Genomic DNA, 22083 nt, shown 5'->3' on the forward strand with positions numbered 1-22083 from the left:
AAACCCGCGCCACCAAACTGGACTAGGCGCAATCCTGATCAATACTTGAAATGTCGGCGGGGCATCTCCCCCAAGTGTCACGCCGATATTGGTACCAACGGACCGCGTGCCATTGTTTTACTCCTAATGGTCTTAACCCGGATTCACCCCCCAGAACCCGGGTTTTTTTTGCCTGCGATTTAACCTTTTACATGTGCCAGCGGGAACAGCCGCTTGAAATTGGCCGTGGTTTGTTCGGCAAACCGCTCGTAGGATTCACCGCGCAACATTGACAGAAATTCCGCTACTTCACGCACGTACTGCGGCAGGTTTGGCTTGCCGCGATGGGGAATCGGCGCCAGGTAGGGCGAGTCGGTTTCCACCAGCAATCGGTCGGCCGGCACCTTGCTGGCCACATCGCGCAACGCGTCGGCATTGCGGAAAGTGACAATGCCGGACAGGGAAATGTAATAGCCCATGTCCAGCGCGGCCTTCGCCATTTCCCAGTCTTCGGTAAAGCAGTGCAGTACGCCCGCCTGGGGCAGCGCCGCCTCACGCAGCAAGTCCAGGGTATCGGAACGGGCGCCACGGGTGTGGATGATCACCGGCTTGCCGGTCTGCTGCGCCGCCTGCAGATGCAGGCGAAAGGACTCCTGCTGCAACTGCGCCGCTTCCGGCTCGTAATGGTAATCGAGGCCGGTTTCGCCGATGGCGACCACACGCGGGTGATTGAGCTCCTGCAACAGCCAGTCCAGCGCTGGCGCGGCGCCCGGCTGTACATCCAGAGGGTGCACGCCCACCGAGCAGTCGACGTCGTCATAGCGCTCGGCCAGGGCCTTGACGTCGGCTGCGTTGTCCGCGCTGACACCAATACACAGAAAGTGCCCTACCCCGCGTTGCCGGGCAGCCTCCAGGGCAGCATCCAGGGAGCCGTCGTGGGCGGCCAGGTCAAGGCGATCAAGGTGACAATGGGAATCTACGAGCATAAAGGGCTGCAACTTGCATCGAATGGGTGGGATGGTCGGGTGTTCTGATACTCAGAGTCTAGGCGCAGGCAGTCATCTTTGGGCAGGCAACGACGCCCATTGCACCAGCAAGGCCTCCAGCAGCAAGGCCGGATTGAGGTTGGCCTTGCTCAAGACTTTCTGTCGCTGGGCGAGGATCCAGTCCTGAATATCGAGGATTTTGCCCTGGGCGCTTTTCTGCGCCAGGTATTGCACGACTTTGCGCATGTCGGCCAGGCCGAGGCCGGCTTCATCCTGGGTCAATTGATAGCGCAGGATCAGGCTCGACCAATCGCAGAACCAGTCGAACAGGCGCAACATCGGAATGTTTTTCCATTCTTCTGCCAGCTGCGTCGGCGATTGCTGTTGCTTGAGGAGTTTTTTCACCCCTTCGACCACCTGCGTGCGCTGTTCACGCACGCCCTGGGCCTGAAGGTTGACCGCCGCCAGTGGCGAACCGGCGGCCAGCGTCAGCAGTTCGACGCGCTCTTCTTCGGAACACTCCGGCAACGCCTGAGCCAGCCACTTCAAGCTCATGGCCTCGCCCGGCAGCGGACAGGCCTGCTGAACGCAACGACTCTTGATGGTTGGCAACAAGCGGCTCGGCTGATGACTGACCAGCAACAAAACCGTATCGCCGGACGGCTCTTCAAGGCTCTTGAGCAAGGCGTTGGCGGCGTTGATGTTCATCGACTCGACCGGCTCGATCAGCACCACTTTGCGCCCGCCCAACTGCGCGGTCTGCACCACGAAACCGACCAGGTCGCGAACCTGATCGACCTTGATCGCCTTGTCGGCTTCCTCCGGCTCCAGGATGTAGTTATCCGGGTGGCTGCCAGCCTTGAGCAGCAGGCAGGATTTGCATTCGCCACAGGCATCCAGCGCGATCGGGCGCTGGCACAGCAGGCTGGCCATCAGGCGTTCGGCCAGTGCCCGTTTGCCGATCCCGGCAGGGCCATGCAGCAGGTAGGCGTGCGCATGCTGGGCGCGACCCGCCAGTTGCTGCCAAAGGTTTTCCTGCCACGGATAGGCCTCAGCCACGGCTCAACTCCAGCAGGCGCGGCAACAAGGCATCCAGCGATTGCTGAACCTGTGCCAACGGTTGGGCCGCATCGACCAGCACATAACGCGCCGGATCGGCCTCGGCCCGCTTGAGGAAGGCATTGCGTACGGCATCGAAAAAGGCCCGGCCTTCGAGCTCGAAGCGATCCAGGCGACCGCGAGCACTGGCACGGGCCAGCCCCACTTCGACTGGCAGATCGAAAATTAGTGTGAGGTCCGGGCGCAGATCACCTTGAACGAAGGTTTCCAGGTTCGCGATTCGCTCCAGCGACAAGCCGCGACCACCGCCCTGGTAGGCGTATGTCGAATCGGTAAAACGATCACACAAGACCACGGCACCGCGGGCCAGTGCCGGGCGAATCACTTCAGCCAGGTGCTGGGCACGCGCGGCGAACACCAACAGCAACTCAGTATCCGGGTTCATGACTTCGTCGACGGGGGCCAGCAGAACGTCACGGATGCGCTCGGCCAGCGGCGTGCCGCCCGGCTCGCGGGTCAGCACCACCTCGATGCCGGCAGCGCGCAGGCGCTCGGCCAGGTATTCGCGATTGGTGCTCTTGCCGGCGCCTTCCGGGCCTTCCAGAGTAATAAACAAGCCAGTCACAGGCAGTCCTTAGTCAAAGTCATTGCGGGCTTTTCGATGCGTTGGCATCGAGGGCCGGCGTTTCAGGGGCTGGCGCAGGCTCTTTCGGCGGGACCTGCGGCTGCGCCTCGGGGGCCGTGTTCGGTGAAGCCGCCGGGATCGGCATTGGCTCTTGCGATGCCTTGGCCTCCTGCGTACCGGCTTGCTCAGCCTGGGTTGGCGGTGTTTCCGGCGTGGAAACGGGCGCCGGGCTGGAACGGTAATCGGCGCGACGCTTGAGCTGGAACTCCTTCACCGCATTGTTGTGGGCATCCAGGTCATCGGAGAACACGTGTGTGCCATCACCGCGCGCCACGAAGTAAAGGCTGTTGCCCTCCACCGGATTGAGTGCCGCATGGATGGCTTCGCGACCGACCATCGAAATCGGCGTCGGTGGCAGGCCTGCATTCATGTAGGTGTTATAGGGCGTCGCTTCCTTGAGGTGCGCCCGGGTCAGCTTGCCGCTGTAGCGGTCGCCGAGGCCGTAGATCACCGTCGGATCGGTCTGCAGCAGCATGCCAATCGCCATGCGCCGTACAAACACCCCGGCAATCTGCCCACGCTCCTGCGGCACGCCGGTTTCCTTCTCGACCAGCGAGGCCATGATCAGGGCCTGATAGGGCTCGGTGTAGGGCGCATCCGCGGCGCGTTGCTCCCATTCCTTGGCGAGCACTTCGTCGAGGCGGTCGTAAGCGGTTTTCAGCAGCTCGACGTCGGACATGCCGCGCACGTAGCGATAGGTATCCGGGAAGAAGCGTCCTTCCGGAAAAATCCCGGTGTGGCCGAGCTTGTCCATGACCTGGCTATCGCTCAAACCGTTGAGGCTGTGATCGAGCTTCTCTTCCTTGGCCAGCGCGGCACGAACCTGACGGAAATTCCAGCCTTCGACCAGGGTCAGGCTGTACTGAACCATTTCCCCGCGTTTCCACAGGTCGATCAGGCCTTCGACGGTCATGCCAGGCTGCATGCGATATTCGCCGCTGTGCAGGGGTTGTTTGGCGAGATTGAAGCGCCAATACACGCGCAGCCAGAATGCGTCCTTGATGACGCCATCGGCTTCGAGTCTGTAGAAGGTACGGGTCGGCGTGGTGCCCTTGGGCACATTCAGCAATTGTTCCTGGGCAATGTTCAACGGCTGTACCAGCGCCGAATGAATTTTCCAGGCTGAAGCACCCAACAGCAGCCCTGCCAGAACCAGTCCGGTTTCCAGCAGTAGCAAGAGTTTACGTCTCACGTATCAAGCATCCAGTAGTGCATGGGCAATGGATTGGAGTTTACGGGTGAGCGGCCCAACCGGCCAGCTCAGTGCTGCATAGGCACGCACCGGCCAAACGCCATACACGCTGTTGCAGACAAAGACTTCGTCAGCCCATTGCAGCTGTTCAAGTGGAATATCGGTGATTTGCGTGGGGATTCCCAGCGACTTGGCCTGAAACAATATTTCGGCACGCATCACGCCGGCCACGCCACAGTGCTTGAGATCAGCGGTGACGAGTACACCATCACGCACCAGGAACAAATTGCTGAACACACCTTCAATCACGCGCCCGGTCTGATCGAGCATCAAGCCTTCGGCATGCCCGGCGTCCTGCCATTCGGCACGGGCGAGGACTTGTTCAAGACGATTCAGGTGCTTGAGGCCGGCAAGTAACGGCTGTCTGGACAATCGTGTGGCGCAAGGGAACAAACGAACACCCTGCTCGCCATGCGCAGCAGGGTAAGCCGCAGGTGGATTGCCTTGCAGAATGCGTCGGGCCCGGGCGCAAGGATCGGGCGCGTAGCCGCGCAGACCGTCGCCACGTGTGAGAATGAGCTTGAGCACCCCGTCCCCCAGTGCCGTCGCATAGGCCAGCAACTCGCTGCGGACCAACTCATGATCGGCAGTAATTGCCAAACGCGAACAGCCATCCGCCAGACGCGACAAATGACGGTCCAGCAATACTGGCTGCCCGTTGCGCACGGCGATGGTCTCGAACAGACCATCGCCGTAAGCCAGGCCGCGATCCTTCAGCGACAAAGCGTCAGCCGGCTGACCGTCGACCCAGCTGTCCATCAGTCTGCGAACCGGCGGAACACCAGCGAGCCGTTGGTGCCGCCAAAACCGAAGGAGTTGGACACGACCACATCGATATCCATGTTGCGCGCCGTGTGCGGCACGAAATCGAGGTCGCAGCCTTCGTCCGGCTCATCAAGGTTGATGGTCGGCGGCGCTACCTGGCTGTTGATTGCCAGCACACTGAAGATCGCCTCGACCGCGCCTGCCGCACCCAACAGGTGGCCGGTCATGGACTTGGTGGAACTGACGGCCAGCTTGTAGGCGTGATCGCCGAACACCGACTTGATTGCATTGACTTCGGCCAGATCGCCAGCGGGAGTCGAGGTGCCATGGGCGTTGATGTACTGCACTTGATCGCCGTTGATCTTGGCATCGCGCAGCGCATTGGTGATGCAGCGCGCAGCACCCGCGCCATCTGCAGGCGGCGAGGTCATGTGGTAGGCATCACCACTGGTGCCGAAACCGATCAGCTCTGCATAGATGGTCGCGCCGCGGGCCTTGGCGTGCTCGAGCTCTTCGAGCACCAGCGCACCGGCGCCATTGGACAATACGAAGCCATCACGGCCCTTGTCCCATGGACGGCTGGCGCGGGTCGGTTCGTCGTTGCGGGTCGACAGTGCACGGGAGGCACCGAAGCCGCCCATGCCCAGACCGCAGGCTGCCATTTCGGCGCCGCCGGCAATCATCACGTCGGCTTCGTCGTACATGATGTTGCGGGCTGCCATGCCAATGCAGTGGGTACCGGTGGTACAGGCCGTGGCGATGGCGTAGTTAGGTCCCTGTGCCCCCAGATGGATCGACAGGAAACCGGAAATCATATTGATGATCGAGCCCGGCACGAAGAACGGGGAAATCCGCCGTGGGCCAGTTTCGTGCAGGGTGCGGCTGGTCTCTTCGATATTGGTCAGTCCGCCAATACCCGAACCCATGGCCACGCCGATGCGCTCACGGTTGGCGTCGGTGACTTCCAGGCCGGCGTTGCGTACCGCCTGAAAACCTGCGGCCAGACCGTACTGAATGAACAGGTCGAGCTTGCGGGCTTCCTTGAGCGACAGGTATTCCTCGACATTGAAGCCCTTTACCGAGCCGCCAAAACGGGTGGAATAGGCAGAAAGGTCGGTGTGTTCGATCAGACCAATGCCACTGCGGCCAGCCAGAATGCCCTGCCAGCTGCTTGGCACATCCGTGCCCAGTGGCGACAACATACCCATACCGGTGACTACGACGCGTCTACGCGACACAGCACTCTCCTTTTTCAAATGACGACTTTGCATCAGGCCTAAAGAAAAAACCGCACGCCATGATGGCAGTGCGGTTTTTCCATGACAGCGAGCAACGATTACAAACTATTACGCCTGGTGGCTAGTAACGTAGTCGATTGCAGCTTGTACAGTAGTGATCTTTTCAGCTTCTTCGTCAGGGATTTCGGTCTCGAATTCCTCTTCCAGAGCCATCACCAGCTCAACGGTGTCAAGGGAGTCGGCACCCAGGTCTTCTACGAAGGAAGCAGTGTTGACTACTTCTTCTTCTTTAACGCCCAGTTGCTCAGCAACGATTTTCTTGACGCGCTCTTCGATGGTGCTCATACCTTGTTTTCACTCCTAATGGACAAATTCAGGCAGCTGGCCAGTGGGTAAGTGTATAGAAAGGCTTTTCAGCTTTTCAACTGAAAGCTTCACTCCTCAAACCCGGTGACCCTCTGCCTATAAAATAGATTGCAGCTTTATAACGGATTTTAGACAGCTCGTATGACATTTTTTTGAAGCAATCCGTCACATTTGAATTACATGTACATCCCGCCGTTCACCGGGATTGTAGCTCCGGTAACGTAGGCCGCACCGTCCGACGCAAGAAAAGCGACCACGGACGCGATCTCTTGAGCTTGCCCCAGACGACCCAGCGGAATCTGCGTCTGCAAGGCTTCACGCTGCGCCTCGGGCAGTTCACGGGTCATATCGGTATCGATGAACCCTGGGGCCACCGAGTTTACCGTAATCGAACGCGAACCGACTTCACGCGCCAGTGCACGACTGAAACCTTCCAGGCCGGCCTTGGCGGCAGCGTAGTTTACTTGGCCTGCGTTGCCCATGGCACCCACAACCGAACCAATACTGATAATTCGGCCCCAACGGGCTTTGGTCATGCCACGCAAAACGCCCTTGGACAGGCGGAACAGACTGTTCAGGTTGGTATCGACAACGTCGTGCCACTCGTCGTCTTTCATGCGCATCATCAGGTTATCGCGGGTGATACCGGCGTTATTGACCAGGATCGCTGGCGCACCGAACTGCTCCTGAATGCTCGCCAGGACTGCCGCCACGGACTCGTCGCTGGTGACATTGAGTTCCAGGCCGGTGCCTTGAATACCATTTTCCTTCAGGGTGGCGGCAATACGTTCGGCACCCGACGCGGAGGTCGCAGTACCGACAACGATGGCGCCTTGACGACCCAGTTCCAGGGCGATGGCCTGGCCGATGCCACGGCTCGCACCGGTGACCAGTGCAACTTTACCTTGCAGACTCATGCAAGCTTCTCCTGATTCAGGCCAACGCTGCGCGGGCGGCAGCGAAAGCGTCTGGGGTATTGAGGTTGGATGTCGACACGCCTTCGGCGCAACGCTTGTTCAGACCGGCGAGCACCTTACCCGGGCCGCACTCGACCAGATCGGTTGCACCCTTGGCGGCCAGGGTTTGTACGGACTCGACCCAGCGTACCGGCTTGTACAGTTGCTCGAGAAGATCGCGCTTGAGGGTTTCCAGATCGGCCGGCACTTGGGCACTGACGTTCTGCACCACAGGAATCTGTGGCGCCTGCCAGTCGATAGCGGCAATGGATTCGGCGAAACGCTCGGCAGCCGGACGCATCAGCTCACAGTGCGAGGGCACGCTGACCGGCAGCGGCATGGCGCGCTTGGCGCCACGGGCCTTGCAGCCTTCGATGGCGCGTTCAACGGCAGCCTTGGCGCCGGCAATCACCACCTGGCCCGGGGAGTTGAAGTTGACGGCGCTGACCACTTCGCCTTGCGCCGCTTCGGCACAGGCAGCCAGCACATCGGCATCTTCCAGACCGAGGATGGCAGCCATGCCACCCTGCCCGGCCGGAACCGCTTCCTGCATCAGCTGGCCGCGGCGCTCAACGAGCTTCACCGCGTCTGCCAGCGTCAGGCTGCCGGCAGCAACCAGCGCGCTGTATTCGCCCAGGCTATGCCCGGCAACGAAAGCCGGACGCGCACCACCTTCTGCCAGCCACAAGCGCCACAGGGCGATCGAAGCGGTCAGAATGGCCGGCTGGGTTTTATCGGTTTGATTGAGTTGCTCTTCCGGCCCTTGCTGGGTCAGTGCCCACAGGTCGTAACCCAGTGCTTCGGAAGCTTCTTTGAATGTTTCGAGGATCAGCGGATGTTGTGCGCCCAGCTCGGCCAGCATGCCGAGGGACTGCGAACCCTGTCCTGGAAAGACGAATGCGAGGGAAGCAGACATGTAACAAGCCCCTAATGATCTTGTCGCCGGAGAATGACGCCCCGCTTGGGGACGCAAGAAACTGACAGTTGGATGGCCCATCGAACCAAGCGGTCACATTTAAGCATTGTCCGACGAAAACGCCTAAGACAACAAATCCTCCAGACGGCCGTGGAGGCGCTCAGGCAAGTTCTCCTGAATCTCTATCAATGCACGTTGAATCGCACTCTGGAAGCCCTGGACCCCGGCGGACCCGTGACTTTTCACCACGATACCCTGCAAACCGAGAAAGCTTGCGCCGTTATGTCGCGCCGGCGCCAGATCAGCCTGCAAGCGCTTCATCAAAGGCAGCGCCAAGGCACCGACAGCGCGGGAAGCGAGGCTTTTCTTGAACAGGGCTTCGATACGCGCGGCAATCATGGTCGCGAGACCTTCGCTGGACTTGAGCAGGATATTGCCGACGAAGCCATCGCAGACCACCACGTCGGCCTCACCGCGATACAGACCATCACCTTCGATGAAGCCGATGTAGTTGATACCGCGGGCGGCTTGCAACAACGTCGCCGCCAGCTTGACCTGCTGATTACCTTTGATGTCTTCGGTACCGATATTCAGCAGCGCTACCCGCGGGCGGGTTATGCCCAGGGTCTGCGCCGCCACCGAGCCCATGACCGCAAACTGCAGCAGATGCTCGGCAGTGCAATCGACGTTGGCACCCAGGTCGAGCAATTGGCAGTAACCCTTTTGCGTCGGAATCGCCGCCACCATGGCCGGGCGATCAATGCCTGGCAGGGTTTTGAGCACGAACCGCGACAACGCCATCAGCGCACCGGTATTGCCGGCACTGACACAGGCCTGGACCTTGCCGTCGCGCAGCAGCTCAAGGGCTACGCGCATCGATGAGTCCGGCTTGCCACGCAAGGCCTGGGCAGGTTTTTCGTCCATGGTGATGATTTCACTCGCCGGAGCAATCGACAGGCGCGCGCGATCCACAGCCGAATGGCCAGCGATCAATTCTTCAAGAAGGGAGGGTTGACCGACGAGGGTCAGGTGCAGCGAGGGTGTGGCAGACAGGCAAGCAACGCTGGCCTGGACAATGCTGCGGGGACCGAAGTCCCCGCCCATTGCGTCAATCGCGATGACTTGAGCGGACAAGTGATTACTCGTCAGCGCCCTTGTCGATCACTTTACGGCCACGGTATACGCCTTCTGGCGATACGTGGTGACGCAGGTGAACTTCACCGGTGGTTTTTTCTACAGACAGGGTGCTAGCCTCGAGAGCGTCGTGCGAACGGCGCATGTCACGGGCAGAGCGGGATTTTTTGTTCTGCTGAACAGCCATAATTGATTAACTCCTAAACGTTTGGGTCACGCTTTAACTGCGCCAATACACTGAACGGGTTGGACCGCGTTACCTCGTCCTCGCTCGGTTCGGGCTCATCTGCTCCCGCCGGCTGCTGGCATTCTTCCGGATGATGAGCAGGCACAATGGGCAAGGCGAGCAGAAGCTCCTCCTCGATCAGTGACTGCAGATCCAAAGGATCTTCGCCCAGTTCCAGCACGTCATAACCTTTCGGCAACGACTGGGTATTCGCACCCTCCTTCACCACAGCGTAACTGCATTCGCTATGGATCGGCAGGGTGACCAGCTCAAGACAACGCTGGCAAACCATTTTGACTTCAGTGTCGATAAAGCTGTGGATGACCACAGATTTACGTTCATCTCGTTCAAAAACGAATTTAGCCTGCACCGTACCGACATTGTCGGAAAGCGGGTCGCAGAGTCTCTCCAAATCGGCCAGCAGCATTTCACCTTGAAGGGTGGTGCCACGATCAGCCAATTTGCGCGGGTCAACGTGAGGTGGAATCGGGTCATTCAACATAGGCGCAGCATTATAGGGATGCACCCGCCCATGTCAAAGGAAATTCAGCCCTGTCCGTCACTTGGAAGCCTCGCTAGAATTCGCACCTGCCTTCTGGAGATGCGCATGCTGCCCTTATTACTCGCTTCCGGCTCGGTCTATCGCCGGGAATTACTGACTCGCCTGCAGCTGCCTTTCACCTGCAGCTCGCCGGATATCGATGAAAGCCACCGTCCGGGTGAATCGGCCATCGAACTGGTCAAACGCCTCGCCGAAGAGAAAGCGCGCGCCCTGGCCGACAGCCATACCGCTCATCTGATTATCGGCTCCGACCAGGTCGCCGTGCTGGGAGACCGATTGATCGGCAAGCCCCACACATTCGAAAAGGCTCGCGAACAACTGCTGGCCGCCAGCGGCGCCAGCGTGACGTTTCTGACCGGCCTGACCCTGCTCAACAGCCAGACCGGGCACTGCCAGGTCGATTGCGTTCCTTTCACTGTACACATGCGCACACTCGACGCGCCCCGCATCGAACGTTACCTGCGCGCCGAGCAACCCTATGACTGCGCAGGCAGCTTCAAGGCCGAAGGCCTGGGGGTCAGCCTGTTTCGCAGCACCGAAGGGCCTGACGCCACCAGCCTGATCGGCCTGCCGCTGATTCGCCTGATCGACATGCTGCTGGCCGAGGGCGTGCAAATCCCCTGAGTTCCAATATTAAAAAACCGGCCTCGCAGGCCGGTTTTTCATGTCACTCCACAATCAGCGCAGCGACGGACCGCTGAACCCCATCCACATCGCCAAATGCTCAGCCACGCTGGCACCGAGTTTTTTCGAGAAGCGATCGAATGGCGACTCCTGAACGGTAAAGTCCACCAGTTCTTTCTCGCCGACCACATCCCGCGCAACCGAACTGGCATTACCCAGCCCATCGATCAGCCCCAGTGGCAGAGCCTGCTCGCCGTTCCAGACCAGGCCGGAGAACAGCTCCGGATGCTCCTTGTCCTTCAGGCGATCACCCCGCCCCTGCTTGACGCTATTGATGAACTGCTTGTGGGTCGTATCGAGCACGCCCTGCCAGAAGGCGGTTTCATCCGGCTTTTGTGGCTGGAACGGATCGAGGAACGACTTGTGCTCGCCAGAGGTATAAGTGCGACGCTCGACCCCCAGCTTCTCCATGGTGCCGACAAAGCCATAACCGGCTGCTGTCACACCGATGGAGCCGACCAGACTCGCCTTGTCGGCATAGATCTGATCCGCCGCGCTGGCGATGTAGTAGGCACCGGAAGCCCCCAGGTCGGAAATGACTGCATACAGTTTGGTATCCGGATGCAGGCCGCGCAGACGCTTGATCTCGTCATAGACGTAACCCGACTGCACCGGACTGCCACCAGGACTGTTGATACGCAGGATGACACCCTTGACCTTCTCGTCCTCGAAAGCCGCGCGCAGGCTGCCAACGATATTGTCTGCACTGGCCGGTTCCTTGTCGGCAATCATGCCCGTCACATCGATCAGGGCCGTGTAATGGGCACTGCGGGTGGCGGCTTTTTCCATATCCATCAGCGGCGAAAACAGAACAACAGCGCCGAACAGCCACACAAAAGTCAGAAGCTTGAAGAATATGCCCCAGCGACGGGACCGGCGCTGCTCCTGCACGGTGGCCAGCAGCGTCTTTTCCAGCAGCTTCCAGTTTTTGTCGTCACCGCTCTCTGCGCTCGCCTTGGCAGGAGCTTTCCATTCGTCGGTCATGCCATCCACCCCAAAAACAACCGGTTAAGCCTGCTGGCCCAGCCAGGCATGCAATTCTGAAAAGCGGTCGATGGCCAGTCGCGGCTCATACAACTTCAACGCATCGATCGTTTGAGCACCATAGCTGACCGCCACCGAGTCCATGCCGGCATTGCGCGCCATCTGCAGATCAAAGGACGAATCACCGACCATCAACGCCTGTTCCGGGCGAACCTCGCAATGCGCGAGAATCTGCTCGAGCATCAACGGATGGGGCTTGCTGGCGGTCTCGTCAGCGGCCCGGGTGATATCGAAGTAATTCTCCCAGCCATGGGACTTCAATACCCGGTCTAGCCCGCGACGGGCCTTGCCGGTCGCCACAGCCAGATGATAACCCTCGGCACGGAATGCCTCGAGCGACTCGACCACGCCCTCGAACAACGGTGAAGGCACAGCCTCCGACGCAATGTAATGCTGGGCATAATGCTCGCGGAACGCGATCAGTTCGGCGTCACCAATCTCGGGATACAGGGTGCGAATCGCTTCCGGCAAGCCCAGGCCAATAATACCTTTGACGGCAAAGTCATCGCGCTGTTCAAACCCGGAACGCTGCGAGGCAACGTGCATTGCCTCGACAATCCGGCCAATGGAATCGGCCAGCGTGCCGTCCCAATCGAAGATCAGCAGCTTGTAATCAGATGGGCGCACTCAATCGCTCCACGGTTTTGGCCCACATCTCGTCGACCGGTGCCTGCAACTTCAGCTCGCCACCGTCAGGCAACGGCACAGTCAGCATGTAGGCGTGCAGGAACAGGCGCTTGCCGCCCAGATCGCGGATTTCCTTGCTGAAACCTTCGTCGCCATACTTGGTGTCGCCAGCGATGCAATGCCCGGCGTGCAAGGTATGGACGCGGATCTGGTGAGTCCGGCCGGTAATCGGCTTGGCTTCGATCAGGGTGGCAAAGTCGCCGAAGCGGCGCAGGACCTTGAACACGGTCACGGACTCCTTCCCCTCCTCCTCGTCGACCTCGACCATGCGTTCGCCGGAGCGCAGATTGCTCTTGCCCAGCGATGCACGGACTTGCTTGATCGAACTCGCCCAGTTACCGCGGACCAGGGCCATGTAGCGCTTGTCGACGCCATCACCGCGCAACGCAGTGTGCAAGTGGCGCAACATGCTGCGCTTCTTGGCGATCATCAACAGGCCGGACGTGTCACGGTCGAGACGGTGAACCAGTTCGAGCTCCTTGCAATCGGGGCGCAACTGACGGAAGGCTTCGATCACGCCGAAAGTCAGCCCGCTGCCGCCGTGCACCGCAATGCCCGCAGGCTTGTTGATCACGATCAGCGCCTTGTCTTCGAAGACAATCGAGGCTTCGAGTCGCTGCAGCAGGCCTTGTGCCAGTGGCACCGGCTCGTCGCGCTCAGGCACACGCACCGGCGGCACGCGCACGATATCGCCCGCCTGCAGCTTGTACTCGGGCTTGATCCGACCTTTGTTCACGCGCACTTCGCCCTTGCGCAAAATGCGATAAATCAAGGTCTTGGGCACGCCTTTGAGTCGGGCGAGAAGGAAATTATCAATGCGTTGGCCGGCATATTCCGGCGAGACCTCAAGCAGTTGTACGCCTGGAGTCGGGGGGGTAGTCGTCGTCATGGCGCGGATGATAACAATTTTTTATGGAATTGAAGCACTTAATCATTGCTGCTATAGTCGCGAACGTCGCCAAAAGCGGCCTGGACAGCGGACCAACGGTCAAAAACCGGCCCTGACCAACGCAATTCACCAGGACGCGAGGCCGTCCTACGGGGCTTTCGCTACGTAACGGTGGAGTTTGCAGGTGTAACGAGCGCAGGTGACATGAGGCCTGAATCACGCCACAAAGCAGAGTTTTCCACTCGTTTTGCGCGCCATATTCACGGCCAGTTCACAAAGTGCAGTCAGCTGCGAATGACCCCGAGCGAAGGCATCGGAAACAACGCCTAAATTAGCCATGATGCGTGACCTCCCCTTTCGGAGCTCACGGTAAATGCCAACCCGCTGCGGATTCTGCGCGCGGCAGCACCCGAATTATCAGGGATACGTGTAGGGTGGAGATGCACAACCGCCGGACTGTGTAGCAACAGGCTTTCTCAAGACGCTTCATCTCGTCCACAGCCGCTGGTTGATTCCTCCTCCTGACTGAGTGCTTAAGTAGCCACAGCAAGCAGGACGCGTACGTCGCGATGAAGGCCCACATTGGCCGGACTTCGCTGGACACGGGAAATGGCCAACCACTCCCGACGCACCTGACACCGACCGTGAGAAGTCGTGTGTGCCGAACGCCGTTTCCGGCAGCCCGGAAACCGACGGTACTACATGAAAAGAATGCTGATTAACGCAACTCAACCCGAAGAGTTGCGTGTTGCACTGGTAGATGGCCAGCGCCTCTACGACCTGGACATCGAATCCGGTGCACGCGAGCAGAAGAAGGCCAACATCTATAAAGGCCGGATTACTCGCATCGAACCAAGCCTTGAGGCTGCCTTTGTCGATTTCGGCTCTGAGCGCCATGGCTTCCTGCCCCTCAAAGAAATCTCCCGCGAATACTTCAAGAAAGCCCCGGAAGGTCGCGTCAACATCAAGGACGTCCTGAGCGAAGGCCAGGAAGTCATCGTTCAGGTCGAGAAAGAAGAACGTGGCAACAAGGGCGCCGCCCTGACCACTTTCATCAGCCTGGCCGGTCGTTACCTGGTGCTGATGCCGAACAACCCGCGTGCCGGCGGTATCTCCCGTCGCATCGAAGGCGAAGAGCGCAATGAACTGCGCGAAGCCCTGAACGGTCTGGTTGCCCCTGCCGACATGGGCCTGATCGTGCGCACTGCCGGCCTGGGCCGCAGCAGCGAAGAAATGCAGTGGGACCTCGACTACCTGCTGCAACTGTGGACCGCCATCAAGGAAGCCTCGCTGGACCGCGCCGCGCCGTTCCTGATCTACCAGGAAAGCAACGTGATCATCCGCGCGATCCGCGACTACCTGCGCCAGGACATCGGCGAAGTGCTGATCGACAGCGTTGAAGCCCAGGACGAAGCCCTGACCTTCATCCGCCAGGTGATGCCGCAGTACGCCAGCAAGATCAAGCTGTACGAAGACAGCGTTCCGCTGTTCAACCGCTTCCAGATCGAAAGCCAGATCGAAACCGCTTTCCAGCGCGTTGTCGAACTGCCTTCCGGCGGCTCCATCGTTATCGATCCGACCGAAGCCCTGGTGTCCATCGACATCAACTCGGCGCGCGCCACCAAAGGCAGCGACATCGAAGAAACCGCGCTGCAGACCAACCTTGAAGCGGCTGAAGAAATCGCCCGTCAGTTGCGCCTGCGCGACATCGGCGGCCTGATCGTCATCGACTTCATCGACATGACCCCTGCCAAGAACCAGCGCGCCGTGGAAGAGAAAGTCCGCGAATGCCTGGAAGCCGACCGCGCTCGCGTGCAAGTCGGTCGCATCTCGCGCTTCGGCCTGCTGGAAATGTCCCGTCAGCGCCTGCGTCCATCCCTGGGCGAAAGCAGCGGCATCGTCTGCCCGCGTTGCAACGGCACCGGCATCATCCGTGACGTTGAATCGCTGTCCCTGGCGATCCTGCGCCTGATCGAAGAAGAAGCCCTGAAAGACCGTACCGCCGAAGTTCGTGCACAAGTGCCGATCCCGGTGGCTGCGTTCCTGCTCAACGAAAAACGCAACTCGATCACCAAGATCGAACTGCGCACCCGCGCCCGCATCGTCATCCTGCCGAACGATCACCTCGAGACGCCGCACTTCGAAGTGCAGCGCCTGCGTGATGACAGCCCGGAAGCCGCGACCAACCAGTCCAGCTACGAAATCGCCGCTGCCGCTGCCGAAGTCGAAGAAGTCCAGCCAGCCGCTGCGACCCGCACCCTGGTTCGCCAGGAAGCGGCAGTCAAGACGGCCCCGGCCCGCGCCAACGCTCCGGTTCCGGCCGAAGTCGTTGCCCCGGCCCCGGCTCCGGTTGCCGTGCCAGAGCCAAGCCTGTTCAAGGGCCTGGTGAAGTCGCTGGTGAGCCTGTTCGCCACCAAGGAAGAGCCTGTCGCACCGGTCGTGGTTGAAAAACCGGCCGCCGAGCGTCCGGCCCGCAACGAAGAGCGTCGCAACGGTCGCCAGCAAAGCCGCAGCCGTAACGGTCGCCGCGATGAAGAGCGCAAGCCTCGCGAAGAACGTGCACCGCGTGAAGAACGCGCACCACGTGAGCCGCGCGAAGAGCGTCAACCACGCGAAGTTCGCGAACCTCGCGAGTCCCGTGAAGAAACGCCGGCAGTCGCCCGCGAAGAACGCGCACCACGCGCGCCTCGTGAAGAACGTGCACCGCGCGCTCCGCGTGAAGACCGCAAGCCTCGTGGCGAGCGCGAAGAACGCGTTCGTGAACTGCGCGAGCCTCTGGATGCCGCTCCGGCTGCTCCGGCTGCTCCGGCCGCTGCTGCTACCGCTGAAGAGCGTCCAGCTCGCCAGCCACGCGAAGAACGCGCTCCACGCCCTCCGCGTGAAGAACGTCAGCCACGTGCCGAGCAAGCCGCCGCTGCCGCAGCCGAAGAAGAGCTGACCAGCAACGAAGAGCAACTGCAGGAAGAAGGTCAGGAAGGCGCCGAAGGCGATCGTCCACGCCGTCGCTCCCGTGGCCAGCGTCGTCGCAGCAACCGTCGCGAGCGTCAGCGTGACGCCAACGGCAACGTGATCGATGGTTCGGAAGAATCCGAGTCCGGCGAAAACGCGGAAGCACCAAGCGTTGCCGATCTGGCCGCCGGCCTGGCTGTTACCGCAGCCGTCGCCAGCAGCGTGATCAGTGCTCCAGCCGAAGCACAGGCCAACGAGCAAGCCGAACGCGCCACTGCCGCAACCCTGGAATCTGCTCCGGTTGAAGCGCCAGTCGTTGAAGCGACCACGCCGGTCGAAGTCATCGCGTCGCCGGAAATCGAAGTGGCACCAGCGCCCGAGGCACAGCCTGCCGTTGAAGCGGCCGCCGAGCCGGCTCCAGTGGTTGAAGCACCTGCCGTGGTTGCAGAAGCCGTCGTCGAAACCGTGACTGAAACCGTTCGCGAAGTACGTGAAGAGCAAACGGCGTTCAACTGGGTGGCCGAGCCAGCCGTCGCTGAAACCGCTGCACCAGCCGCCGAAACCCAAGTGGCTGAAGCCATGGTTTCCGAGCCGGTAGTTGCCGCTGCGGAGCCGACTCCAGCGCCGGTGGTTGAAGCACCAGTCGTTGAAGCACCAGTCGTTGCCGAAGTTCCTGCACCGGTAGTCGAGGCTGCGCCTGTCAGCGCCCTGACACCAAGTGGTCGTGCGCCTAACGATCCGCGTGAAGTGCGTCGTCGCAAGCGTGAAGCCGAGCGTCTGCAGAAGGAAGCTGAACTGGCTGCCGCTGCTGCTCCGGCTGAAGCGGTTGTCGCTGCCGAACCTGCACCGGTCGCTGAAGTGGCTGCCGAGCCGGTTGAGTCGGTGATCCACGAAGCGCCACGTTCCGTTCAGGAAGCGGTAGAGCAACACGAGCAAGCCCAGGAAAAAGAGCACGAGCCTAAACCTCTCGTCTGATTCCTCCGGCCACTAAAAAGCCCCGCCTGGTGATCCAGGCGGGGCTTTTTTATGTCTGGAAACTTCAAACCTGTCCCTTGTGGGAGCGAGCCTGCTCGCGATGGCGGCGGATCAGATTGCATCACTGCTGGATGTCAGATCGCTTTCGCGAGCAGGCTCGCTCCCACAGTAGACCCAGGCTGACCAGAGGAATCAGGCGGGTTTGAAGTTCAATGCCTGCGGCACATCCACATCCCATAACACACCGGGATCATCCACTGCCACTTCAACCACCCGCCCTTGGGCAAACAGCGGTTTGGCGCCACGATCCCCCGATAGCGCCATCAACCCCGCCGCGAAGTCCCGTCCGAACCCGACCGGATGCCCGTACTCACCGTCCTGCACGGGCACGCTGATACTGTCGCGGCCAATGCCTGCCACCACTTGCTCAATGCTCGAAGGAAGAATGAACGGCATATCCCCCAGCACCATCAACCAACCGTCGAGTTGTGTGCTGGCAGCCACCCCAGCCGCAATACTGTCACCCATTCCCGTCGACTCGATCAGCACAATCTCGCAACCATAGGCCTGAGCCATGCGAATCACCTGCGGGCGGTCAGCGGTCGTCACCAGTACGCGCTTGTCCAGAGCGGCTGGCAGATTGACCAACGTGTGCTCAATGACGGATCGAACCGCGCTGTCACGACCGGTGCAATCGGCCAGCAATTTATCCTTTTCGGCGCCCGCCGCTTGGCGAAACCGGCTGCCCCGCCCCGCCGCCAACACGATGACGCCAATCGACTCGCTCATACCCTCTCCTGCAGGATCTTCTTCTGTATCAGTTCGACACCATTTTTGACCGCCACGATTTCCGCCATGAGCGACAAGGCAATTTCCGCCGGATTATGACTGCCGATGTGCAAACCGATCGGACCATGCAAGCGGTCAATCGCCGATGGCGACAACCCCAGTTGAGCCAGGTTTTCCCGGCGCTTCTGACTGTTGACCCGCGAACCCAGCGCCCCGACATAAAAAGCCCTGGAGTCCAGAGCCGTGAGCAACGCCATGTCGTCCAGACGCGGATCATGGGTCAAGGCCACGATGGCTGTGCGTTCGTCGGTCCGGATATTCAAGACCGCCTCATCCGGCATGCCCGAAACGAATCGTCCGTGCTGCTCCTCCCAGCCGTAGACGAACTCGGTCCGCGGATCGCAAATCAACACCTCGAAATCCAGCAGCCTGGCCATTTCCGCCACATAGCGCGACAGCTGCCCCGCGCCGATCAGCAGCAGGCGCCAGCGGGGACCGTAGATTGCGCGCAAGGTCTGGCCGTCGAACGTCAACACGTCAGTTTTATCGGCCGGCTGCAAAAGCACTTCGCCGGTGGCCAGGTTCAGCTCACGCGCAACGATTTCATGGGCCTCGCAACGAGCGAGCAATTGCTCGACCCAATCCCCATCGTCTATACGCTCCTCGGTCAAACGCAAGGTGCCACCGCAGGGCAAGCCGAAACGTGCAGCTTCCTCGCGGGTCACGCCGTACGTGATCAATTGCACCGGCGGCCCGTCCAGCGCAAGGCGGCCGTCGTGCAGCCGGGCGATCAAGTCATCTTCGACGCAACCGCCCGAGACCGAACCAATCACCATGCCGTCTTCACGCAAGGCCAGCATGGCGCCGGGTGCCCGGGGCGCAGTGCCCCAGGTTTCGACCACGCTGTACAACACCACCCGCTGACCGGCGCGATGCCACTGCAACACGCTGCGCAGGACGTTCAGATCGACGCTGTCCATCAGGCTCCCGCCTGCTGCCAGCCCGACAGCTGATAACGAACCGGCAAGTTGCGGATGCGTTTGCCGGTGGCGGCAAAGATCGCATTGCACAGTGCCGGCGCAATCGGTGGTACACCCGGTTCACCGACACCACCCAATGGAACATTACCCGGCGGCGTCACCAGATGCACGGCCACCTCTTTCGGCGCCAGAGACATGCGCGCCACTTCGTACATGTGGAAGTTATCCTGCTGGACCTTGCCGTCCTTGAAGCTGATTTCCCCCAGCACCGCATTACCCAGGCCCATGACGCAGGCGCCCTCGAACTGCGCGCGAATCCGCTCGGGGTTGATCTGCGGCCCGCAGTCGACGGCGATGTCAGCCTTGTGTACCACCAGCGTACCGTCGTCCTTCACCTCCACCTCGATGACCGCCGCCACATACGTCACGAAGCTGTAATGTACCGCCAGGCCCAGGCCACGCCCCTTGGGCAATTCGCGTCCCCAACCGGCGGCTTTGGCGGCGGTCTCCAGTACCGTGCGCAGTCGCCCGGTGTCGATCGGATAACGCTCCGGGGATTCGCCATAGTTCCACTCTTCACTCAAGGTACGCGGATCGATCTGACGGTCCGGGCCGAGCAGTCTGATCTGGTATTTCAGCGGGTCTTCCCCGGCCTTGTGCGCCAGTTCGTCGATAAAGCTCTGGATCGCGAAGCCATGGGGAATGTTCGACACCGAGCGATACCAGCCGACCCGGGTATGCACCGTCGCCTCGGGGTTTTCCAGGCGAATGTTGGGGATCGCATACGCCATGTTGGTGAATCCCATGCCCAGCTCGAACGCTGCCTCATGGTTCATGCCTGGTGCGAACAACGCAGTGATGCTCGGCGCCACCGTGCGGTGCAACCAGCCGGACGGCAGGCCATCCTTGTTCAGGCCGGCCTTGAGGTATTCAACCGATACCGTATGGAAGTAGGAACAATGGATGTCGTCTTCGCGGGTCCATTGCACCCGCACCGCTGTGCCGGGGAATTCCTTGGCGAGGATGGCGGCTTCGATGATGAAGTCGGGCTTGGACTTGCGCCCGAATCCGCCACCGAGCAGGGTCACGTTGAACATGACGTTGTCGAACGGCAGGCCCAGGCGTTCAGCGATCCGCTCCCGGGTGACCTGCGGTGCCTGGCTTGGTCCCCAAGCTTCGCACGCACCGTCCTTGAACCGCGCGATGGCGACCATCGGCTCCATCGGCGACTGGGACAAATGCGGCAAGTAGTAGGACGCTTCCAGCGTGCTATCGGCGCTGGTCATGGCTTCATCGATGTTGCCAGTATTGCGCACCACCTTGCCGGGCTTGAGCGAGGCGGCCTCAAGCTCCTTGCGGTAAGCGATCGAGTCGTAACTGGCATTGGGCCCGTCGTCCCACTCGATTTTCAGTGCCTCGCGGCCCTTGATCGCCGCCCAGGTATTGCTCGCTACCACGGCGATACCACCTAGCGGTTGAAACTCCGAAGGCAAAGGCCGGCTTTCGATCTGCAACACTTTGACCACGCCCGGGACTTGCATCGCCGCGCTGCCATCGAAGCTTTTGACTTTGCCGCCATATACCACGGGCCGCGCAATGGTCGCGTACAGCATGCCGTCAAGATGCACATCGGCGCCGTACACCGCTCGGCCGTTGACTATGTCCTCACCATCAATGGCCTTGGTGCCTTCCTTGCCAATGTAGCGAAATTCCGAAGGTTGCTTGAGTTTCAGGCTGTCCCGCGCTGGAACGGGCAATGCAGCTGCAGCGGCGGCGAGCGTTCCATAACCCAATTCACGACCGGAAGGTTCGTGGATGACTTTATGCAATTGCGCGTGACACTCGCCCGTCGGCACCTTCCACTGGGCGGCGGCGGCCTGTTCAAGCATGGTCCGCGCCGCGGCACCGCAGCGACGCATCGGCTCGTACCAGTGGCGCATGCTGCGCGAGCCGTCGGTGTCCTGGTTGCCGAAGCGCACTTCATCGCCAGGGGCCTGCCGCACCCTGACCATCGCCCAGTCGGCTTCCAGTTCATCGGCCACCACCATGGTCAGACTGGTGCGCACGCCCTGGCCCATCTCCGAGCGGTTGCAGATCACGGTCACCGTGCCATCGGCGGCGATGCTCACGTAGACTTTCGGATCGTCGACCCAGCCGTGGGGCATGCCATCGGCGCCGAACTTCTTGTCATTTTCTTCGGCAAAAGCGTCCTGCCAGCCCCAGCTCGCCGCCAATACCAGCGCACTGGTGGCGCCTACGCCTTTCAGAAAGCCACGGCGACTGAGCTGGCTCAGATTGCTCAGGGCAAAATCTTTGGGTAACCGGCTCATGCCTTGGCCTCCTTCAGGTGAGTGGAGGCCTGGCGGATCGCCGTCTTGATGCGGTTGTAAGTGCCGCAACGGCAGATGTTGCCGACCATGGCTTCTTCGATCTGCTCGTCGCTCGGGTTCGGATTGGTCTTGAGCAACGCGGTGGCGGACATGATTTGCCCGCCCTGGCAGAAACCGCATTGGGCGACCGCCGTATCCAGCCAGGCCTGTTGCACGACTTTGCCGACCGGGTCGGCGTGCAGGTTGTCGATGGTGCTGACATTCTGCCCCACGACGGAACCGATGGGCGTGATGCAACTGCGTGCCGGAGCCCCTTCGATATGAATGGTGCAGGCCCCGCACAGGCCCATGCCGCAGCCGAATTTGGTGCCGTTGTAACCGGCCACGTCACGGATGGCCCAGAGCAGCGGCATGTCCTCGGTGACGTCGAGTTGATGGTCTTGACCGTTGAGTTTCAGGGTAATCATGGGCACGCCCGCATAGTTCTCGAGTTATGGGGTCGAGCAATCTGCCGCTGGATCTCAGTGGGTTGCACGCAGATCGACTCAGGCTAATGGGCTCTCTTGTGCAGAAACAAACGCTCTGCACCGGGCCTTTGATGGAGCAAGTGTGAGCATCGTTAGCTGACTAAG

21 protein-coding genes are annotated in these 22083 nt (G+C 60.7%); 2 read left to right on the forward strand and 19 right to left on the reverse strand.

Annotation, left to right across the window (positions count from 1 at the left end):
- Nucleotides 1-179 precede the first annotated feature (179 nt).
- The 12 genes from ACEN8E_RS22175 to ACEN8E_RS22230 form a co-directional block, all read right to left on the reverse strand.
- Nucleotides 180-965 carry a TatD family hydrolase gene (locus ACEN8E_RS22175; RefSeq protein ID WP_495589870.1) on the reverse strand — a complete coding sequence of 262 codons (786 nt, stop codon included), beginning with the start codon at nt 963-965 and terminating at the stop codon, nt 180-182.
- A gap of 72 nt (nt 966-1037) precedes the next feature.
- On the reverse strand, nt 1038-2024 hold the full coding sequence (locus ACEN8E_RS22180; protein WP_495589871.1) for a DNA polymerase III subunit delta': 987 nt from the start codon (nt 2022-2024) through the stop codon (nt 1038-1040).
- Nucleotides 2017-2649 (reverse strand): dTMP kinase, encoded by a 633-nt coding sequence (gene tmk / locus ACEN8E_RS22185; protein ID WP_495589872.1) that lies wholly within the window; start codon nt 2647-2649, stop codon nt 2017-2019. Before tmk ends, ACEN8E_RS22180 begins: the two co-directional genes overlap by 8 nt.
- A gap of 19 nt (nt 2650-2668) precedes the next feature.
- Nucleotides 2669-3901 carry an endolytic transglycosylase MltG gene (gene mltG / locus ACEN8E_RS22190; protein ID WP_495589873.1) on the reverse strand — a complete coding sequence of 411 codons (1233 nt, stop codon included), beginning with the start codon at nt 3899-3901 and terminating at the stop codon, nt 2669-2671.
- 3 nt (nt 3902-3904) lie between these two features.
- Complete coding sequence (pabC, locus tag ACEN8E_RS22195) at nt 3905-4720, reverse strand: aminodeoxychorismate lyase (RefSeq protein WP_495589874.1); 816 nt, start codon at nt 4718-4720, stop codon at nt 3905-3907.
- Nucleotides 4720-5964, reverse strand: a complete 1245-nt coding sequence (gene fabF, locus ACEN8E_RS22200; protein WP_495589875.1) for a beta-ketoacyl-ACP synthase II — start codon at nt 5962-5964, stop codon at nt 4720-4722. Before fabF ends, pabC begins: the two co-directional genes overlap by 1 nt.
- 108 nt (nt 5965-6072) lie before the next feature.
- Complete coding sequence (gene acpP, locus ACEN8E_RS22205; protein WP_003175607.1) at nt 6073-6309, reverse strand: acyl carrier protein; 237 nt, start codon at nt 6307-6309, stop codon at nt 6073-6075.
- A gap of 197 nt (nt 6310-6506) precedes the next feature.
- The gene (fabG, locus tag ACEN8E_RS22210) at nt 6507-7247 is read right to left on the reverse strand and encodes a 3-oxoacyl-ACP reductase FabG (protein ID WP_007997043.1); all 741 of its coding nucleotides are present in this window, start codon (nt 7245-7247) and stop codon (nt 6507-6509) included.
- A 16-nt stretch (nt 7248-7263) separates the two neighbouring features.
- A complete protein-coding gene (gene fabD, locus ACEN8E_RS22215; protein WP_495589876.1) occupies nt 7264-8202 on the reverse strand; it encodes an ACP S-malonyltransferase in 939 nt (312 codons plus the stop codon).
- Between the two features lie 123 nt (nt 8203-8325).
- Nucleotides 8326-9336, reverse strand: coding sequence for a phosphate acyltransferase PlsX (gene plsX, locus ACEN8E_RS22220; protein WP_495589877.1), 1011 nt, complete (start codon nt 9334-9336; stop codon nt 8326-8328).
- Between the two features lie 4 nt (nt 9337-9340).
- On the reverse strand, nt 9341-9523 hold the full coding sequence (rpmF, locus tag ACEN8E_RS22225) for a 50S ribosomal protein L32 (protein WP_003179396.1): 183 nt from the start codon (nt 9521-9523) through the stop codon (nt 9341-9343).
- Nucleotides 9524-9536: 13 nt separating this feature from the next.
- Nucleotides 9537-10064, reverse strand: a complete 528-nt coding sequence (locus ACEN8E_RS22230; RefSeq protein WP_007942001.1) for a YceD family protein — start codon at nt 10062-10064, stop codon at nt 9537-9539.
- A 105-nt stretch (nt 10065-10169) separates the two neighbouring features.
- Between ACEN8E_RS22230 and ACEN8E_RS22235 the strand changes: the two genes are divergently transcribed.
- Entirely contained in the window at nt 10170-10748 is a 579-nt protein-coding gene (locus tag ACEN8E_RS22235) for a Maf family protein (RefSeq protein WP_495589878.1), read from the forward strand.
- A gap of 54 nt (nt 10749-10802) precedes the next feature.
- Here the strand turns inward: ACEN8E_RS22235 and ACEN8E_RS22240 are convergent, their stop codons facing one another.
- Genes ACEN8E_RS22240 through rluC form a run of 3 tightly spaced genes read right to left on the reverse strand, consistent with a single transcriptional unit; the run spans nt 10803 to nt 13428 of the window.
- Nucleotides 10803-11792: a S49 family peptidase gene (locus ACEN8E_RS22240; protein ID WP_495589879.1), complete on the reverse strand. Its 990-nt coding sequence runs from the start codon at nt 11790-11792 to the stop codon at nt 10803-10805.
- A gap of 24 nt (nt 11793-11816) precedes the next feature.
- Complete coding sequence (locus tag ACEN8E_RS22245) at nt 11817-12479, reverse strand: HAD-IA family hydrolase (RefSeq protein WP_495589880.1); 663 nt, start codon at nt 12477-12479, stop codon at nt 11817-11819.
- Nucleotides 12466-13428 carry a 23S rRNA pseudouridine(955/2504/2580) synthase RluC gene (gene rluC / locus ACEN8E_RS22250; RefSeq protein WP_007977058.1) on the reverse strand — a complete coding sequence of 321 codons (963 nt, stop codon included), beginning with the start codon at nt 13426-13428 and terminating at the stop codon, nt 12466-12468. Before rluC ends, ACEN8E_RS22245 begins: the two co-directional genes overlap by 14 nt.
- Nucleotides 13429-14130: 702 nt before the next feature.
- On the opposite strand from rluC, the gene rne reads away from it, so the two are divergent.
- Nucleotides 14131-17352: a ribonuclease E gene (gene rne, locus ACEN8E_RS22255; RefSeq protein ID WP_495589881.1), complete on the forward strand. Its 3222-nt coding sequence runs from the start codon at nt 14131-14133 to the stop codon at nt 17350-17352.
- A 192-nt stretch (nt 17353-17544) separates the two neighbouring features.
- On the opposite strand, the gene ACEN8E_RS22260 is transcribed toward rne, so the two are convergent.
- From ACEN8E_RS22260 to ACEN8E_RS22275, 4 genes are read right to left on the reverse strand one after another with little or no spacing between them, the layout of a single operon-like run.
- On the reverse strand, nt 17545-18141 hold the full coding sequence (locus tag ACEN8E_RS22260) for a nucleotidyltransferase family protein (RefSeq protein ID WP_495589882.1): 597 nt from the start codon (nt 18139-18141) through the stop codon (nt 17545-17547).
- Nucleotides 18138-19121, reverse strand: a complete 984-nt coding sequence (locus ACEN8E_RS22265; RefSeq protein ID WP_495589883.1) for an XdhC family protein — start codon at nt 19119-19121, stop codon at nt 18138-18140. Before ACEN8E_RS22265 ends, ACEN8E_RS22260 begins: the two co-directional genes overlap by 4 nt.
- Complete coding sequence (locus tag ACEN8E_RS22270) at nt 19121-21451, reverse strand: xanthine dehydrogenase family protein molybdopterin-binding subunit (protein ID WP_495589884.1); 2331 nt, start codon at nt 21449-21451, stop codon at nt 19121-19123. Before ACEN8E_RS22270 ends, ACEN8E_RS22265 begins: the two co-directional genes overlap by 1 nt.
- Entirely contained in the window at nt 21448-21918 is a 471-nt protein-coding gene (locus ACEN8E_RS22275) for a (2Fe-2S)-binding protein (RefSeq protein WP_495589885.1), read from the reverse strand. The genes ACEN8E_RS22270 and ACEN8E_RS22275 overlap by 4 nt, the downstream gene beginning before the upstream one ends.
- Nucleotides 21919-22083: the final 165 nt, after the last annotated feature.

The organism is Pseudomonas sp. Pseusp9 (assembly GCF_059491265.1).

Bases quoted from the DNA above. Each gene is read 5' to 3' on its own strand.
- ACEN8E_RS22175 (WP_495589870.1), bottom strand. From the start codon at position 965: ATGCTCGTAGATTCCCATTGTCACCTTGATCGCCTTGACCTGGCCGCC.
- pabC (WP_495589874.1), bottom strand. From the start codon at position 4,720: ATGGACAGCTGGGTCGACGGTCAGCCGGCTGACGCTTTGTCGCTGAAG.
- acpP (WP_003175607.1), bottom strand. From the start codon at position 6,309: ATGAGCACCATCGAAGAGCGCGTCAAGAAAATCGTTGCTGAGCAACTG.
- fabG (WP_007997043.1), bottom strand. From the start codon at position 7,247: ATGAGTCTGCAAGGTAAAGTTGCACTGGTCACCGGTGCGAGCCGTGGC.
- fabD (WP_495589876.1), bottom strand. From the start codon at position 8,202: ATGTCTGCTTCCCTCGCATTCGTCTTTCCAGGACAGGGTTCGCAGTCC.
- rpmF (WP_003179396.1), bottom strand. From the start codon at position 9,523: ATGGCTGTTCAGCAGAACAAAAAATCCCGCTCTGCCCGTGACATGCGC.
- ACEN8E_RS22230 (WP_007942001.1), bottom strand. From the start codon at position 10,064: ATGTTGAATGACCCGATTCCACCTCACGTTGACCCGCGCAAATTGGCT.
- ACEN8E_RS22235 (WP_495589878.1), top strand. From the start codon at position 10,170: ATGCTGCCCTTATTACTCGCTTCCGGCTCGGTCTATCGCCGGGAATTA.
- ACEN8E_RS22240 (WP_495589879.1), bottom strand. From the start codon at position 11,792: ATGACCGACGAATGGAAAGCTCCTGCCAAGGCGAGCGCAGAGAGCGGT.
- rluC (WP_007977058.1), bottom strand. From the start codon at position 13,428: ATGACGACGACTACCCCCCCGACTCCAGGCGTACAACTGCTTGAGGTC.
- rne (WP_495589881.1), top strand. From the start codon at position 14,131: ATGAAAAGAATGCTGATTAACGCAACTCAACCCGAAGAGTTGCGTGTT.
- ACEN8E_RS22260 (WP_495589882.1), bottom strand. From the start codon at position 18,141: ATGAGCGAGTCGATTGGCGTCATCGTGTTGGCGGCGGGGCGGGGCAGC.
- ACEN8E_RS22265 (WP_495589883.1), bottom strand. From the start codon at position 19,121: ATGGACAGCGTCGATCTGAACGTCCTGCGCAGCGTGTTGCAGTGGCAT.
- ACEN8E_RS22270 (WP_495589884.1), bottom strand. From the start codon at position 21,451: ATGAGCCGGTTACCCAAAGATTTTGCCCTGAGCAATCTGAGCCAGCTC.
- ACEN8E_RS22275 (WP_495589885.1), bottom strand. From the start codon at position 21,918: ATGATTACCCTGAAACTCAACGGTCAAGACCATCAACTCGACGTCACC.